We start from the raw sequence: 13,633 nt of genomic DNA on the forward strand, positions 1-13,633 counted from the left end.
AAAAGAAATTTCTACATCAATAAATAGAGGTATCTAAAAATTTGAAACCCTTTAACTAGGAGATTCTTTTCACAAGACTTAACAACTTGTAAAAAACCTGCCAGATTTTGAAAATCTGGCAGGTTTAGTAATTCAATACTCCGACGTAAAATGAAACTCTATCTCGGGATAATTGTCCTGAACCATCTGAAGCCAGGCTTTTGACTCGGCCATAAAGACCAGCTTCCCGTCTTTGTCATGTGCGATGTGACGGTTTTTGGAGCGGACAAATTCATCCAGCTGTTTCTTGTCCTTACTTGTGATCCAGCAGGCTTTGTACAGGTTCATCGGGTGAAACTCCACCGTAGCGTTGTATTCGTTTTTCAATCGGAACTGGATTACCTCAAACTGGAGCTGTCCCACTGTGCCCACTACTTTTCTAGATCCCATATCAAAGGTAAAGAGCTGGGCTACCCCTTCCTCCATCAGTTGCTGCAGGCCTTTTTCGAGTTGCTTGGTCTTCATGGCATCCTTATTCACCACTTCACGGAAAATCTCAGGGGAGAAACTCGGGATACCTACAAACTGCATGTTTTCCCCATCGGTAAGCGTATCGCCGATTTTCAGGTTTCCTGTGTCATACAAGCCGACAATATCCCCGGGAAACGCCTCATCGATCATTTCCTTATCCTGGGCCATAAATTGGGTCACATTGGAGAAGCGTAAAGGCTTGGTTCCCCGCACATGATTGTATGGCTTGTTCCGCTCAAAAATACCGGAACAAATTCGCAGGAAAGCAATTCTGTTTCTATGATTGGGATCCATGTTGGCATGGATCTTAAAAATAAACCCAGAGAACTTCTTCTCATCAGGCAGCACCTCACGGTCTTCCGTCCTACGGCTTTTAGGTGCGGGGGCGATTTTGATGAAGGTGTCCAACATCTCATTGACCCCGAAGTTATTCACTGCCGAGCCAAAAAAGACCGGAGCGACTTTTCCTTCCAAATACTCTGTGGGATCAAAATCAGGATAAACCCCCTCGATCAATTCTACATCTTCCCGAAGTTGGCTCGCATAGTTCGGGCCAATCAATGCCTCCAGTTCAGGGTCATTCACATCTTCAAATGACTGACGCACATCACTCAGTTTCCGCTGGGATGGGGTGAAAAGGTTAAGTTTATGGTCAAAGAGGTTATAAACTCCTTTAAAAGTTTTTCCCATTCCAATAGGCCAGGATAGGGGCCTACACTGGATGTTCAGCTTTTGTTCTACCTCTTCGATGAGCTCATAAGGGTCTCGTCCTTCCCTATCGAGTTTATTGATAAAGCAGATCACCGGTGTATTTCTCATCCGGCAGACTTCCATGAGCTTCTCTGTCTGGATCTCCACTCCTTTCACACAGTCTATCACCATAATCACAGAATCTACAGCTGTCAATGTGCGGTAGGTATCTTCCGCAAAATCCTGGTGCCCAGGTGTATCCAGAAGATTGATTTTGATATCCTTATATTCAAACCCCATCACCGAAGTCGCTACCGAGATCCCCCTCTGCTTTTCTATCGCCATCCAATCGGATTTGGTGGCCGTATCGATTTTATTCGATTTCACCGCACCGGCAGTCTGGATCGCACCACCAAAAAGAAGTAACTTTTCCGTCAATGTGGTTTTTCCTGCATCTGGGTGGGCAATGATGGCAAAGGTTCTACGCTTCTGTATTTCTTCTTTCAAACTCATGTGAGGCATTAAATTAAGGCTGCAAAGGTAGGAAAAAATAGGTGGAAAGAATTTATGAATTACGATTTTGGATTTACGGGTCCAATTGGGACTTCGGGCTTTGCCTACAAATTTATCCCAGTTTGTTTTTTCAAAAAACTCAGAATAGTAGTAGTCGCTTAGCTCTATCGAGGATCTCGTATATCGTAATTGGCATATACCCAAAGTTAATACTCAAGGATTCCCTCAGTAATAAACTGCGATGCTCCTTCATGGTTGGCGTGGAGCAAAATCCGGAACGTAGTACCCACGCCGAGTTCAGAATGTTTGACAAATATTTTCCCGCCGTGATAGCCTTCCACAATTCTTTTTGCCAAAGTCAACCCCAGTCCCCAGCCTCTTTGGCGAGTGGAGAAGCCCGGGTTAAAAACCCGTTTGTACATTCTCTTTTCCATGCCCTTCCCTGTATCGGTGATATCTATAATCACGAATTTGTCACTTTCCTGGATTATCCGGATATCGATGTTGCCCTTTCCACGCATGGCGTCCACGGCATTTTTACAGATGTTTTCCACCACCCATTCAAAAAGCGGCTTATTCATCATCGCATCCAGATCCCTGGTGTCAGAATGGATTCTTAGCTCTACTTTGGTGGAAATCCTCGGTCTGAGGTAATTGATCGTTTCCTCTATCACTTCATACAGGTTTTCGGCCTGGATTACCGGCTTGCTCCCAATGCTGCTAAATCGCTCCGTGACCATTCGAAGCTTCACCACATCCTTGTCCATTTCTGTGATGATCTCTTTATTCTCTTCCCACACGGGAGAATTTCTCAGGTAATCAATCCAAGCCATCAGTGAGGCAATCGGGGTACCTAATTGATGTGCGGTTTCCTTTGTCAGCCCTGCCCAGACGCGGTTTTGCTCAGCGATTTTGCTTTGGTTAAACAGTGCATACGCCAGGAATCCGAAAATCATGATTACCCCCAGCTGCACGTACGGATAATATTTCAGATTGATCAACAGCTCGGAATTTCTGTAATATACCCGAATATCAGCCTCCGGAAGCAGGATAGGCTCATATTCAGCACGCATCTCAATCAGTTCCTTTTGAAGAGCTTCCAGAGAGTCCACCGAACTGGAATTCTTCTTAAAGGGAATATTCCTGAACTCTATAGGAGTGGCGGAGGCATCCACCATTATGATAGGAATGGAATAGTTTTGCTGGATGATCTCCTGATTGATGAATGTTATATTCTCAACAGTGGTAGCAGCATACTCCAAGGCACTGGAAAGCAACTCTATCTGTCTTCGCTCCCGCTCACGCAGTTCCTCCACCAGGCTATTCGTGTACCAAATCGACCCCGCTCCTATGATCAGAGACACAGCGACCACAATCCATTTGACCTGCTTTTTATTGGTGTAAAAATCTAAGGATGTTAGATCTTGAAATCTTTTTTTCATTAATCAGACTTGAATTCTACCGTTACTAACTTCCCAATTGAATAGATAGTATAACTTGCTAATAGATTTTATCAGTTGGGAAGGTAATGGCCTTTTGGGTAAATTTATACTTTAATTCAAGCACAGAAAATTAATTCAATAAATATGAAAACGAACGAAATAGGCCTAGAAGTCAAAGAAAGTAAAGTACTGGTGGGAAAACTGAATAACCTACTGGCGAATTATCAGATTTATTACCAGAATTTGAGGAATTTCCATTGGAACGTTACCGGTCCGAACTTCTTCGAGCTTCACGCAAAATTTGAAGAACTTTACAATGCTGCAAATGAGGCGGTGGACGAAACGGCCGAGCGCATACTTACATTGGGAGCTAGACCTCTATCCTCGTATCAAGAGTATATTGAGACTGCTTCCATCAAAGAAGCCAAAGAAATTACAGATCCTATGAAAATGGTGGAGACGGTTAAATCCAATATCAATACGCTATTACAGCTGGAAAGGGAAACATTGGAAGCTGCAGGGATTTCAGCTGATGAAGGAACTGTCTCGCTCATGAGTGACTACATCACGGCAAAAGAAAAAGTAGTGTGGATGCTATCCGCTTACCTCAAGTAAAAAAGCGATCCATCCATTAAAAGAATCCCCATCTGGAATGGATCGGGATTCTTAGTTTTTATAGTAAATGAACCGAATCCATTTAAACTGACCTCTAAGGTTTTATCCGCAGCGCCTCCCTTCACATCACACGGATGGCATCCATGAACAGTGGAAAGAACTCTTGTTCTTTACTTCTGCCCTCGGTTCTTAAATCTTGATTCTTGGTTCTAGACGCTAGTTTCTAGATTCTTAATTATTAGTTTTGATCCATCTCCAAAGTGTCTTATAGCCCGGTTTAGTTCCATGCATTAATATCCCTATCCTGTAGATCTTGCCAGCCACCCATGTGGTAAATAAAAACCCTGCGATGAGCAGCCCCATGGACAAAGTCAGTTCCCATGCCGGCACCCCGTAACTCACCCTTCCCATCATCGCAATCGGAGAAGTAAGCGGGATTACCGATAACCAAAATGAGGTTGTGCTATTAGGATCGTTCAAAACAAACACAAACAATCCCATATAAGCTACTATCAGCGGAATGGTCACGGGCAACATAAACTGCTGGGCGTCTGATGGCGCGTCCACCGCTGATCCTATTCCTGCAAACAAAGCTCCATAGAGCAGGTATCCTCCCAAGAAGTAAAAAACAAAACTCAATGCAATCTGTGTATAGTTAATTCCAGAGAGCACTTGGAGTATCTCTCCCGCTTCAGTGGTTGAAGAAAAATCCTGGGACATTCCGCTATTTGCCAACTCCATCGCTTGCTGCTGCGGCATCTGCATCCCTAAAAGTCCTGTCACAATCGAAGTCAGGGTACCTATGAGCAAGATCCAGATCAAAAGCTGTGTGAGCCCTACCCCGGCTATCCCTATGATTTTTCCAAGCATTAGCTGAAAAGGCTTGAGAGAGGAAACCAGTATTTCAACAATGCGGCTTGACTTCTCTTCTATCACGCCCTGCATAATCTGGTTTCCATAAATAAAAATGAACATGTAAATCAATATTCCCGCGACGAACCCTATCGCATAATTTACTGTGGCATCACTGACAGTCTCAGTGCCCTGCTCATCTAATGTTATAGATTTTATGGCGACTTTTGTACGGACTTCATTGATTATTTTGGGGTCTATTCCACTTTCAAACAGCCGCTGCTCTTCAATTTTCTTGCGCAGGTTATTTTCCAAATAGCTTATCAGGCTCATACTGGGATTTCCTTCTCCATAAAAGGTAATTCCAACAGGATCCTTGATGTCGAACTTAGGGATATGTAAAAAACCATATCGGTCTCCATTTTGCACTAGTTTTTTGGCATCTTCGCTACTCGCATCAGAAAAGGAAAAAGCATATTGCTCTGAACTTTCCAGGAAAAACAACTTATTATCATCCACTACTTCGATAATTCTCAAAGACTGGCTGCTCTCTTCCTGTAAAGCTATCCATACAAATACGCCCATGATAGCCGGAAAAATCAGCGGAGTCAATAAGGTAACGAGTAAAAAAGACTTCTTTTTGACACGGGACAGATACTCCCGCTGTATCACTAACCAGATCTTATCCATTCTCAGTTGATTTTACTTGATGAATAAAAATTTCCTCCATGGAAGGCACCAACTCCTGAAACCGGGTTACTTGGCCATAAAACATCAGTTCATTTAAAAGTTCATTAGGGTCCTTACCACTCAATGGTAACGTAAAACTATAGCTGCCTTCGTCATGCTTTGCGATCCACTCCGTGGGCAATTCTCTGGTGAGATGATCCAAAGTAATCGAATAGACTTCTGGCCTGTAGATCGATTTCACTTTTTTAATAGTGCCGTCAAGGATTTTTTTAGAACGATTGATCATGGCCACCTGATCACAGAGCAGCTCTACGGACTCCATTCTATGTGTACTTAAAATCACGGTAGTACCCTTCGATTTGAGTTCCAAAATCTCATTTTTTATAATATCAGCGTTTACTGGATCAAATCCTGAAAAGGGCTCGTCAAGAATCAATAAGGGTGGGTGATGGATTATAGTGGAAATAAATTGCACCTTCTGCGCCATTCCTTTAGAAAGATCCTCGATTTTTTTCTCCTTCCATGACTCCATTTCAAGCTTTTCCAGCCAGTATTTGATCTTAGCTTTAGCTTCTTGGGGGCTAAGACCTTTTAGCCTGGCAAAATACAGCATTTGATCCCAGACCTTCATTTTCTTATATAAGCCACGTTCCTCTGGGAGATATCCTATTTGTGAAATATGTTTGGGGGCCAAAAGCTCCCCGCCAATAAATACCTCGCCACTATCAGCGTCTATAATCTGGTTGATAATACGTATCAATGTTGTTTTGCCAGCCCCATTAGGCCCAAGTAGGCCAAAAACAATCCCTTCCTTCACATTCAAATCCACATCTGTGAGCGCCTTATTGGCTCCATAGGATTTATTAAGTTTTTCAATTTTCAACATGGTGCAAAAAATAAGAATTATTCCACGGTGATAGAGCCTACTCCAACATCAATTATCAATTCCATTAATCTAGAGTCATCGGATTTATATCCTTTGGTGATGTAAGTCCCTTTTTCCAAGGTTTTCAAATATTTGGGCAGCGAGGTTTTACACATTGCCGTAGTTCTCATTTTTAATTTGATCGGATGAGAGTCAGGGGGCAACTTTAAATGTAGGGTTCCCGCCCCCACAGCAGCTATCACATGGGTAGCATTATGTAGTCCGTTGGAAAAGTTCAGATCAATCTTCCCGTAATTCACCTCAAAAATCATCCTTTTGGCATTACTGAAGTTAGCATCATCAATTACCACAGCACCCATATTCAAGGTTACCAGCAAGGTATCCATCTGAACCTGATTTGGAGATTCACTACTGTAATGAATCTTCACGTCGGCACTGGCACTTTTCACTTTGAGCTGGCTGACGGTGAGATTCGCCAAGTCAAAATCCGCCTTCCCCATCCCTAAATTAAAATCCAGATGATAAAGAAAGTTTGTGCTCAGCCCTACATCCCAACTATGGTCAAAATCCTCGGATGATCCTGAAAAAAGTTTTGCGGTAATACTTTTTCCTAAATTTTCAGATTCCACATTTTTGTGGACCAGTGAGGCCTCAAGAATATTATTTTCGATTTTATTGGAAAAAACCGGGAGGATGTTGGCTTGATTAAGGTGGCCATGGATATAAACTGGTTCGGAAGTTGTGGTTCGACGAAGCTGGGTGGCACTTTTGTAGGTGGTGAACTCCAAAGCCACCAAATCAAATCCTGTCTTTTCCCGTACTTTGAACTCTTTGACCAGTTGTGCCTCACTCACAGCCACCAATCCCATTATCATCAGAAAAAGCAGACACAATTTTTTAAGCATACGATAAGGGTACGGAGTGACTTTGAAAAAGGTTTATATAAAAATATAAAAAAGCCAGAATTGCTTCTGGCTTTTTTTTGTATTAAAAGAACTCCTTCATCTTATCGAAGAATGATTTTTCACTATTACCGGGGTCTGGCTTAAAATTATCGGAGTCCCTAAGGCCTTCCAACGCTTCTTTTTCTTCTCTGGACAAGTGTGTGGGTGTCCACACGTTCACCATGATCAATTGGTCGCCTTTGGTATAGCCATTGATATCCTTAATTCCTTTCCCTTTGAGACGGAGCATTTTCCCGCTCTGGGTGCCTTGCTCGATTTTAATTTTCACCTTTCCTTCTATGGTAGGCACTTCGATAGATGCTCCAAGGGCAGCATCCACAAAACTAACATACAGGTCGTAAATAACATTATTCCCATCACGCTGCAGCACTTTATCCTCTATCTCCTCAATTACGATAAGCAAATCTCCCGCAATGCCTCCGGGAATTTCATTCCCCTTACCCGACATACTCAGCTGCATTCCTTCAGCCACTCCACCGGGAATGTTAATAGAAATGACTTCCTCCTTTACTATAAGGCCTCTGGAGTCTGCATCCGCAGGCTTTTTGTCAACTATCTGACCGCTACCCCCACAAACATTACAGGTACTGGCTGAAACCATCTGGCCAAGCATGGTATTGACCACTTTTTTCATCTGCCCTGTTCCCTGACATGCGGAACACGTCTTAAAAGTCACACCATCCGCAATCAAATGGCGCTTTACTTTGATCTTCTTTTCAACACCGTTTGCAATCTCAGCAAGCGTCAACTTCATCTTCACGCGCAGATTCGTTCCTTTTTTGGTTCGCCGACCACCGCCACCGCCACCAAAAAAAGAACTAAATCCACCACCGCCGCCGAAAATATCACCGAACTGTGAAAAGATGTCATCCATGTTCATCCCACCGCCGCCAAATCCTCCGGCACCTCCTACTCCTTGATGTCCGAATTGATCATAACGCTGTTTTTTCTCCGGGTTACTCAGTACTTCATAAGCCTCGGCCGCTTCCTTGAATTTCTCTTCAGCTTCCGGGTTGCCCGGATTCTTGTCAGGGTGAAACTGAATTGCGAGTTTCCTGTACGCCTTTTTGATCTCGTCAGCCGATGCAGACTTCGTTACTCCTAATACTTCGTAATAATCTCTCTTCGCCATAATATTTTATGCTCCAGTCACCACTTTAGCGTAGCGGACTACTTTATCTCCTAATAGGTACCCCTTCTCTATTACATCCACTACTTTCCCTTTTAGATCTTCGTTGGGTGCAGGTATCTGGGTGATTGCTTCCTGCGTCTCAGGGTCAAAAGGCTTCCCCACCAAATCGTCCATTGGCTTCAATCCCTTCGAAGCTAAAATTTTCGCCATCTTTTGAAAGACAAGAAGATTGCCTTCTCTCACTTTTGCCCCTTCATCTTCACTTTCGCTGGCTTTAAAAGCACGTTCAAAATCATCTACTATAGGTATCAGATCCTTAATGACTTCCTCAGAGGCAGTGCTGATTAAATCCAAACGCTCCTTCGCTGTTCTTTTTCTATAGTTCTCAAAGTCAGAGTAAAGACGAAGGTATTTATCTTTCAGATCGGCTACTTCATATTCCAGTTTATTTTCTTCAGATGTAGGCTGGGACTCATCCCCTTCGATCTCCTCCTCACTTGAGGTGTTTTGAACCGTTTCCTCGTTCAAACTGTCATCTTTGAAATTCATTTCTTGATCCACTTGTTCTTTATTATTCATATTTGAAATAGACAATAGTTGGCATAAAGGGGCTAACAATATTGTTGCCACCGCACTTTCCCTGACAAACTGACACCTTAACTGCTATGAATTGCCTGCCAGATTAGATCTTTGAGTCTGTCAAGATTATATTGGGAGACCGAAGAGATGAAAACATGGGGAACTCCCTCTGGGATTTCTTTTTCCATTTCTTTCATCAGTTCCTCATCCAGCATATCTGCTTTGGAGATTGCCAGAAGCCTACGCTTGTCAAGAAGCTCAGGATTGTACTTTTCCAGCTCTCCCAGAAGAATCTTATATTGCTCCTCAATATCGGAAGCATCAGCGGGCACCATAAACAGTAAAATGGAATTACGCTCTATGTGCCGAAGAAAACGGATCCCTAACCCTTTTCCCTCTGCTGCCCCTTCAATTATCCCCGGGATATCCGCCATCACAAAAGACTGATCACCTCTATAGGCCACCACGCCCAAGTTTGGGACTAGGGTGGTAAATGGATAATCCCCGATTTCGGGACGTGCAGCGGAAATAGAAGAAAGTAAGGTGGATTTACCTGCATTTGGAAAGCCTACAAGACCGACATCGGCAAGTAATTTCAGCTCCAATATGATCCACTCTTCTATTCCCTCTTCACCAGGTTGTGAATAGTGTGGGGCCTGATTAGTCGATGTTTTGAAGTGATCATTTCCTAAGCCACCACGCCCGCCTTTGGTTAGGATGATTTCCTGCCCATCTTCCGTGATCTCAAAACGTTTCTCCCCTGTTTCGGCATCCTTGGCAATAGTGCCCAGCGGAACTTCCAAGATCACATCTTTTCCATCTGCGCCTGTCCTTCTTCCCCCTTCACCACTTTTGCCGGCCTCAGCGATCACATGTTTTTTATATTTTAAATGGAGCAAGGTCCACACTTGGGTAGTCCCCCTGACTATAATGTGTCCGCCACGTCCACCATCACCACCATCCGGCCCTCCTTTGGGCACATGCTTCTCCCTTCGAAAATGTGTCGATCCAGGTCCACCCGCTCCTGATCTGGAGCAGAATTTTACATAATCTATGAAATTTGAATCCGCCATTTTTGAATAAGAAAAAAGGCTAAGCTTAAAAGCCTAGCCAAGTATGATTTGCAAAATTAAGAAAATAAAGGGAATCAGTAGCTATCTATCACTGCCGTGATGTCCGAGAATATCTTATCAATCTCACCTACACCGTTGATTTTCTGAAGCTTGCCTTGGGCATCATAATAATCAGCTACTGGTAGAGTTTCATCCAAATACACCTTTATGCGTGTGTTGATTTTCTCATCGTCCTGGTCATCAGCTCTGTTGGATGTCTTCCCTCTTTCTTTAATCCTTAACCTCAAGACTTCTTCAGGTACGTCTAGAGCTATCATGCCACTGATCTGAAGATTATGCTTTGAAAGCATTTTATCCAGAGCTTCTGCCTGCGCTGTAGTACGTGGAAACCCATCAAAGATAAATCCATTGGTATTTGTGCTTTCATTGATTTTGTCCTCTACCATCCCTATCACCACTTCATCCGGTACCAGTCTGCCTTCGTTCATATACTTTTTGGCAAGTTTTCCTAGCTCCGTCCCTTCACCTAGATGTTTTCTAAAAAGATCGCCCGTGGACAGATGTGTCAGACTGTACTTTTCAATGAGTTTTTCACTTTGAGTGCCTTTGCCTGCACCCGGAGGGCCAAATAATACAATGTTATACATTCGGAAGTCTAATTTTTTAAGGAGTACTGAGTTGATAAATATCAGGCAAGTTCCTGCCTAAACCATCGTAATCAAGGCCGTAACCGACCACAAATTTATTGGGAATTTCAAAACCCACATAATCTATCGCGTAATTAAACTGAAACGCATCAGGTTTATGAAGAAGGGTCGCTATGGAAATTTTGGCCGGTTTGTGTTCGGAAAGTGCCTTTATTAAATAATCCATGCTGATTCCGGTATCGATTATATCCTCGACAATAAGGATATTTTTGCCTTCAATATTTTCTTCCAAGCCTAAAACAGCCCGTACCTTTCCGGTTGATTCTGTACCGGAATAGCTACTTATCTTAATAAAGGAGGTCGTCATCGGAAGATTAATTTGCCGACAAAGATCCGCCAAAACTATAAAGGAGCCATTCAGCACCCCCACAACTATTAAGTCTTTGCCCTTAAAATCCCGGGTGATTTCCAGCCCAAGTTCTTTCAGCCTTTGGGTGATTTCACCCGCAGAGAGATACACTTGAAATTCCTTTTCCTTAATACGCATGTTCGCAAGTTTTCAATTTAAAGCCTTTCCACCAAATATGGGTACAGACTCAACATGGCGTTGAAATCTGCCAAGGAGACTTTTTCATCCGGAGTATGCACGTTTTCTTCTGCCGCCCCAATAAAACACCAATCGATGGCATAAGGTGAAAACTGAACTTCTCTGCCATCACTCCCGCCGTACTCCTCCACTTCTAACTGATACGGGATCCCGCTTTCGCTTGCAAGCTCAATGATCCTATCCACGAATTTTTTTCTCGGAATAAATTTATCCCGGATGGAGATCACGACACCGTTGTGAAACTGTACTCCCTCTGTAATCCAAGTGATATCTGCTATCAAGGCATGCTTGACAGGCGAAGTCTCCTGAATAAATCTGAGTAAAAACGGCATACTTCCGCCCCCATGTTCCTCATATGTGGAAAAAACAACCCAACCATCGGTAATCTTCTCACAGAGTTTCAGTGCGGTATAGACCCCTAAACGATTATCTAAATAGGCCGCTTGGATAAATTCATCATCCACTCTGATGTTCTGAGCAAAAGACAAGCGGGTTCCGGGGTCTATTCCCCTGGGAAAATCATGGGAAATTTCATTTTCATCACCATTTAATTTACAATTTATCTCACCTAAGGAATCTCTACCGACTAATTTGGTACCTTCAACTATCTCAGGGCCACCTACGCTAACCAGCTGGTTATTATACCTTGACATAAAACCAACAGTATCTATATGGGCAAACACTGCGGTCCTCGGACTACCAAACTTCAACAAAATACAATCATGAAAATCTTCCCCAGAATAGACTTCCGGTAAAACATTCCAAAAATTCTTTCGTTGGTGTATATATTGCAAAAGGAATTCTGACGTTCTAGACTCGTCACCTGAAACACTGAATTCATTAAGGATTTCGAACAAAAATTTCATTTTGGCATAAATTATGTTAATATTTCATTATCAAATTTGAAAAAAGTCAAGAATTATTTTTTACTCAGAATTGGGTTTTAAATATTTCAGCTAGATTTGTAGTAAATTAAAAGTTTATAAATTTGTATTCACATCAATCAACACTTAAAATTTGAACAAAAATTTTTTGTTATGAAAAAACTAATACTATCAACAATTATGGCAGGCGCTCTTGCAATAGGAGCAAATGCACAGGACTACGACAAGTTCTCCTTAGAAGTGGGCGGTGGCTTTAACAAACCAATGGCTCCGATAACTCCAGGGTATCTGTCTCCTACGTTAAATCTTGGCCATGTAGAATTTGGCGCAAGATACATGTTCAACGAAAAATTCGGGTTAAAACTGGATTATGGCTTTGGTTCAATGCAAGAATCTGGAAGTGAAGACGCGATCACTGGATCTTTTGACACAAGATACTATAGATTGAACCTTCAAATGGTTTCGAACCTCGGTAGAATCATGAATTTCGAATCATTCTCTAGATCTATAGGTCTATTGGGTCATTTCGGTGCAGGTATCGGCAACGTAAGACCACAAGAAAACATCCACAGTGATTTCACTGATGATGTTTACAATTTCATTGTAGGCCTTTCCCCACAGTTAAAACTTGGTAAAAGCGTAGCGTTGGTAGGTGATATCAGTACTATTATTAATGGCCGTCAAACTGTGGCATGGGATGGTGCTTCTGCGATCGGACCAAATGACCCAGGTTTCTTTGGTGCCAACAGTACTTGGTGGACTGGTTCACTTGGGCTTCAGTTTTACCTTGGTAAAAATGAAGAGCATGCTGACTGGTACATTGCTGCCGACAAATATGCCACTAAAGAGGAACTTGCTACTCAGATCAACGGTATCAAAGATATGTTGAAAGATTCAGATGGTGACGGCGTTCCTGATTACTTGGACAAAGAGCCTAATACTCCAGCTGGTGCAAGAGTTGATTCACATGGTAACACAATGGATTCAGATGGTGATGGTACTCCTGATCACATGGATAAGTGCCCATTCCTTCCTGGCCCAGCTTCTACCAACGGTTGTCCTGTAGAAGAAGTGAGAGAAGAAGTTGACTACTTCAAGAAAGCAATCAACGATGGTTATGTAAATGTTTACTATGCATTTGACAGCTCCAAGCCACTTGGATATTCCACTAGCGCAGCTAGCTACGTTTCTAACTTCCTTAAGAAGAACCCAGGCGTAAGCGTTGAAATTAAAGGATATGCTGACGAAATAGGTCCAGAAGATTATAACATGAAATTGTCTGAAAGAAGAGCAAAAGCTGTTTATGACATCTTAGTAGCTTCAGGCGTTGACGCTTCTAGACTTTCTTACAAAGGTTATGGTGAAGATACTAGCGTGGACAAATCTTCTGCAGATGCTAGACAAATGGCTAGAAGAGCCAGCTTCGAAGTGAAGTAATTAGCACTCAATCATAAAGAACAGAGCCCGATAGTTTGTCGGGCTCTTTTCATTTGTGCCCCATTAGACATAAAATTCATTTTTAGTATTGGATTTTCCATGCATTTTTCA

13 protein-coding genes are annotated in these 13,633 nt (G+C 42.6%); 2 read left to right on the top strand and 11 right to left on the bottom strand.

Features of this window, described 5'->3' with window-relative positions; genetic code table 11:
- Positions 1 to 132 precede the first annotated feature (132 nt).
- Positions 133 to 1,713: a peptide chain release factor 3 gene (locus tag LZF95_RS13705; RefSeq protein ID WP_233755647.1), complete on the bottom strand. Its 1,581-nt coding sequence runs from the start codon at positions 1,711 to 1,713 to the stop codon at positions 133 to 135.
- A gap of 206 nt (positions 1,714 to 1,919) precedes the next feature.
- Positions 1,920 to 3,155 carry a HAMP domain-containing sensor histidine kinase gene (locus LZF95_RS13710; protein WP_233755649.1) on the bottom strand — a complete coding sequence of 412 codons (1,236 nt, stop codon included), beginning with the start codon at positions 3,153 to 3,155 and terminating at the stop codon, positions 1,920 to 1,922.
- Between the two features lie 144 nt (positions 3,156 to 3,299).
- On the opposite strand from LZF95_RS13710, the gene LZF95_RS13715 reads away from it, so the two are divergent.
- On the top strand, positions 3,300 to 3,770 hold the full coding sequence (locus LZF95_RS13715; RefSeq protein ID WP_233755650.1) for a Dps family protein: 471 nt from the start codon (positions 3,300 to 3,302) through the stop codon (positions 3,768 to 3,770).
- 231 nt (positions 3,771 to 4,001) lie between these two features.
- On the opposite strand, the gene LZF95_RS13720 is transcribed toward LZF95_RS13715, so the two are convergent.
- The 9 genes from LZF95_RS13720 to LZF95_RS13760 form a co-directional block, all read right to left on the bottom strand.
- A complete protein-coding gene (locus LZF95_RS13720; protein WP_233755651.1) occupies positions 4,002 to 5,312 on the bottom strand; it encodes an ABC transporter permease in 1,311 nt (436 codons plus the stop codon).
- Positions 5,305 to 6,198, bottom strand: a complete 894-nt coding sequence (locus LZF95_RS13725) for an ABC transporter ATP-binding protein (RefSeq protein ID WP_233755652.1) — start codon at positions 6,196 to 6,198, stop codon at positions 5,305 to 5,307. Before LZF95_RS13725 ends, LZF95_RS13720 begins: the two co-directional genes overlap by 8 nt.
- A gap of 17 nt (positions 6,199 to 6,215) precedes the next feature.
- A complete protein-coding gene (locus tag LZF95_RS13730; RefSeq protein ID WP_233755653.1) occupies positions 6,216 to 7,103 on the bottom strand; it encodes a hypothetical protein in 888 nt (295 codons plus the stop codon).
- An 82-nt stretch (positions 7,104 to 7,185) separates the two neighbouring features.
- Positions 7,186 to 8,295, bottom strand: a complete 1,110-nt coding sequence (gene dnaJ / locus LZF95_RS13735) for a molecular chaperone DnaJ (RefSeq protein ID WP_233755655.1) — start codon at positions 8,293 to 8,295, stop codon at positions 7,186 to 7,188.
- Positions 8,296 to 8,301: 6 nt separating this feature from the next.
- Complete coding sequence (locus LZF95_RS13740; RefSeq protein WP_233755656.1) at positions 8,302 to 8,874, bottom strand: nucleotide exchange factor GrpE; 573 nt, start codon at positions 8,872 to 8,874, stop codon at positions 8,302 to 8,304.
- Positions 8,875 to 8,951: 77 nt separating this feature from the next.
- Complete coding sequence (gene obgE / locus LZF95_RS13745; protein WP_233755657.1) at positions 8,952 to 9,947, bottom strand: GTPase ObgE; 996 nt, start codon at positions 9,945 to 9,947, stop codon at positions 8,952 to 8,954.
- A 74-nt stretch (positions 9,948 to 10,021) separates the two neighbouring features.
- Positions 10,022 to 10,594, bottom strand: a complete 573-nt coding sequence (locus LZF95_RS13750; protein ID WP_233755658.1) for an adenylate kinase — start codon at positions 10,592 to 10,594, stop codon at positions 10,022 to 10,024.
- Positions 10,595 to 10,610: 16 nt separating this feature from the next.
- A complete protein-coding gene (gene hpt, locus LZF95_RS13755) occupies positions 10,611 to 11,141 on the bottom strand; it encodes a hypoxanthine phosphoribosyltransferase (RefSeq protein WP_233755659.1) in 531 nt (176 codons plus the stop codon).
- A gap of 17 nt (positions 11,142 to 11,158) precedes the next feature.
- Positions 11,159 to 12,067: an aminopeptidase gene (locus tag LZF95_RS13760; protein WP_233755661.1), complete on the bottom strand. Its 909-nt coding sequence runs from the start codon at positions 12,065 to 12,067 to the stop codon at positions 11,159 to 11,161.
- 171 nt (positions 12,068 to 12,238) lie between these two features.
- Here LZF95_RS13760 and LZF95_RS13765 point away from each other — a divergent pair, with 171 nt between their 5' ends.
- Entirely contained in the window at positions 12,239 to 13,522 is a 1,284-nt protein-coding gene (locus tag LZF95_RS13765) for an OmpA family protein (protein ID WP_233755663.1), read from the top strand.
- Positions 13,523 to 13,633 lie beyond the last annotated feature (111 nt).

It is taken from the genome of Algoriphagus sp. AGSA1 (genome assembly GCF_021390545.1).
Lineage (GTDB): Bacteria > Bacteroidota > Bacteroidia > Cytophagales > Cyclobacteriaceae > Algoriphagus.

Bases quoted from the DNA above. Each gene is read 5' to 3' on its own strand.
- LZF95_RS13730 (WP_233755653.1), bottom strand. From the start codon at position 7,103: ATGCTTAAAAAATTGTGTCTGCTTTTTCTGATGATAATGGGATTGGTG.
- LZF95_RS13740 (WP_233755656.1), bottom strand. From the start codon at position 8,874: ATGAATAATAAAGAACAAGTGGATCAAGAAATGAATTTCAAAGATGAC.
- LZF95_RS13710 (WP_233755649.1), bottom strand. From the start codon at position 3,155: ATGAAAAAAAGATTTCAAGATCTAACATCCTTAGATTTTTACACCAAT.
- LZF95_RS13715 (WP_233755650.1), top strand. From the start codon at position 3,300: ATGAAAACGAACGAAATAGGCCTAGAAGTCAAAGAAAGTAAAGTACTG.
- dnaJ (WP_233755655.1), bottom strand. From the start codon at position 8,295: ATGGCGAAGAGAGATTATTACGAAGTATTAGGAGTAACGAAGTCTGCA.
- LZF95_RS13705 (WP_233755647.1), bottom strand. From the start codon at position 1,713: ATGAGTTTGAAAGAAGAAATACAGAAGCGTAGAACCTTTGCCATCATT.
- LZF95_RS13725 (WP_233755652.1), bottom strand. From the start codon at position 6,198: ATGTTGAAAATTGAAAAACTTAATAAATCCTATGGAGCCAATAAGGCG.
- LZF95_RS13750 (WP_233755658.1), bottom strand. From the start codon at position 10,594: ATGTATAACATTGTATTATTTGGCCCTCCGGGTGCAGGCAAAGGCACT.
- hpt (WP_233755659.1), bottom strand. From the start codon at position 11,141: ATGCGTATTAAGGAAAAGGAATTTCAAGTGTATCTCTCTGCGGGTGAA.
- LZF95_RS13765 (WP_233755663.1), top strand. From the start codon at position 12,239: ATGAAAAAACTAATACTATCAACAATTATGGCAGGCGCTCTTGCAATA.
- LZF95_RS13760 (WP_233755661.1), bottom strand. From the start codon at position 12,067: ATGAAATTTTTGTTCGAAATCCTTAATGAATTCAGTGTTTCAGGTGAC.
- LZF95_RS13720 (WP_233755651.1), bottom strand. From the start codon at position 5,312: ATGGATAAGATCTGGTTAGTGATACAGCGGGAGTATCTGTCCCGTGTC.
- obgE (WP_233755657.1), bottom strand. From the start codon at position 9,947: ATGGCGGATTCAAATTTCATAGATTATGTAAAATTCTGCTCCAGATCA.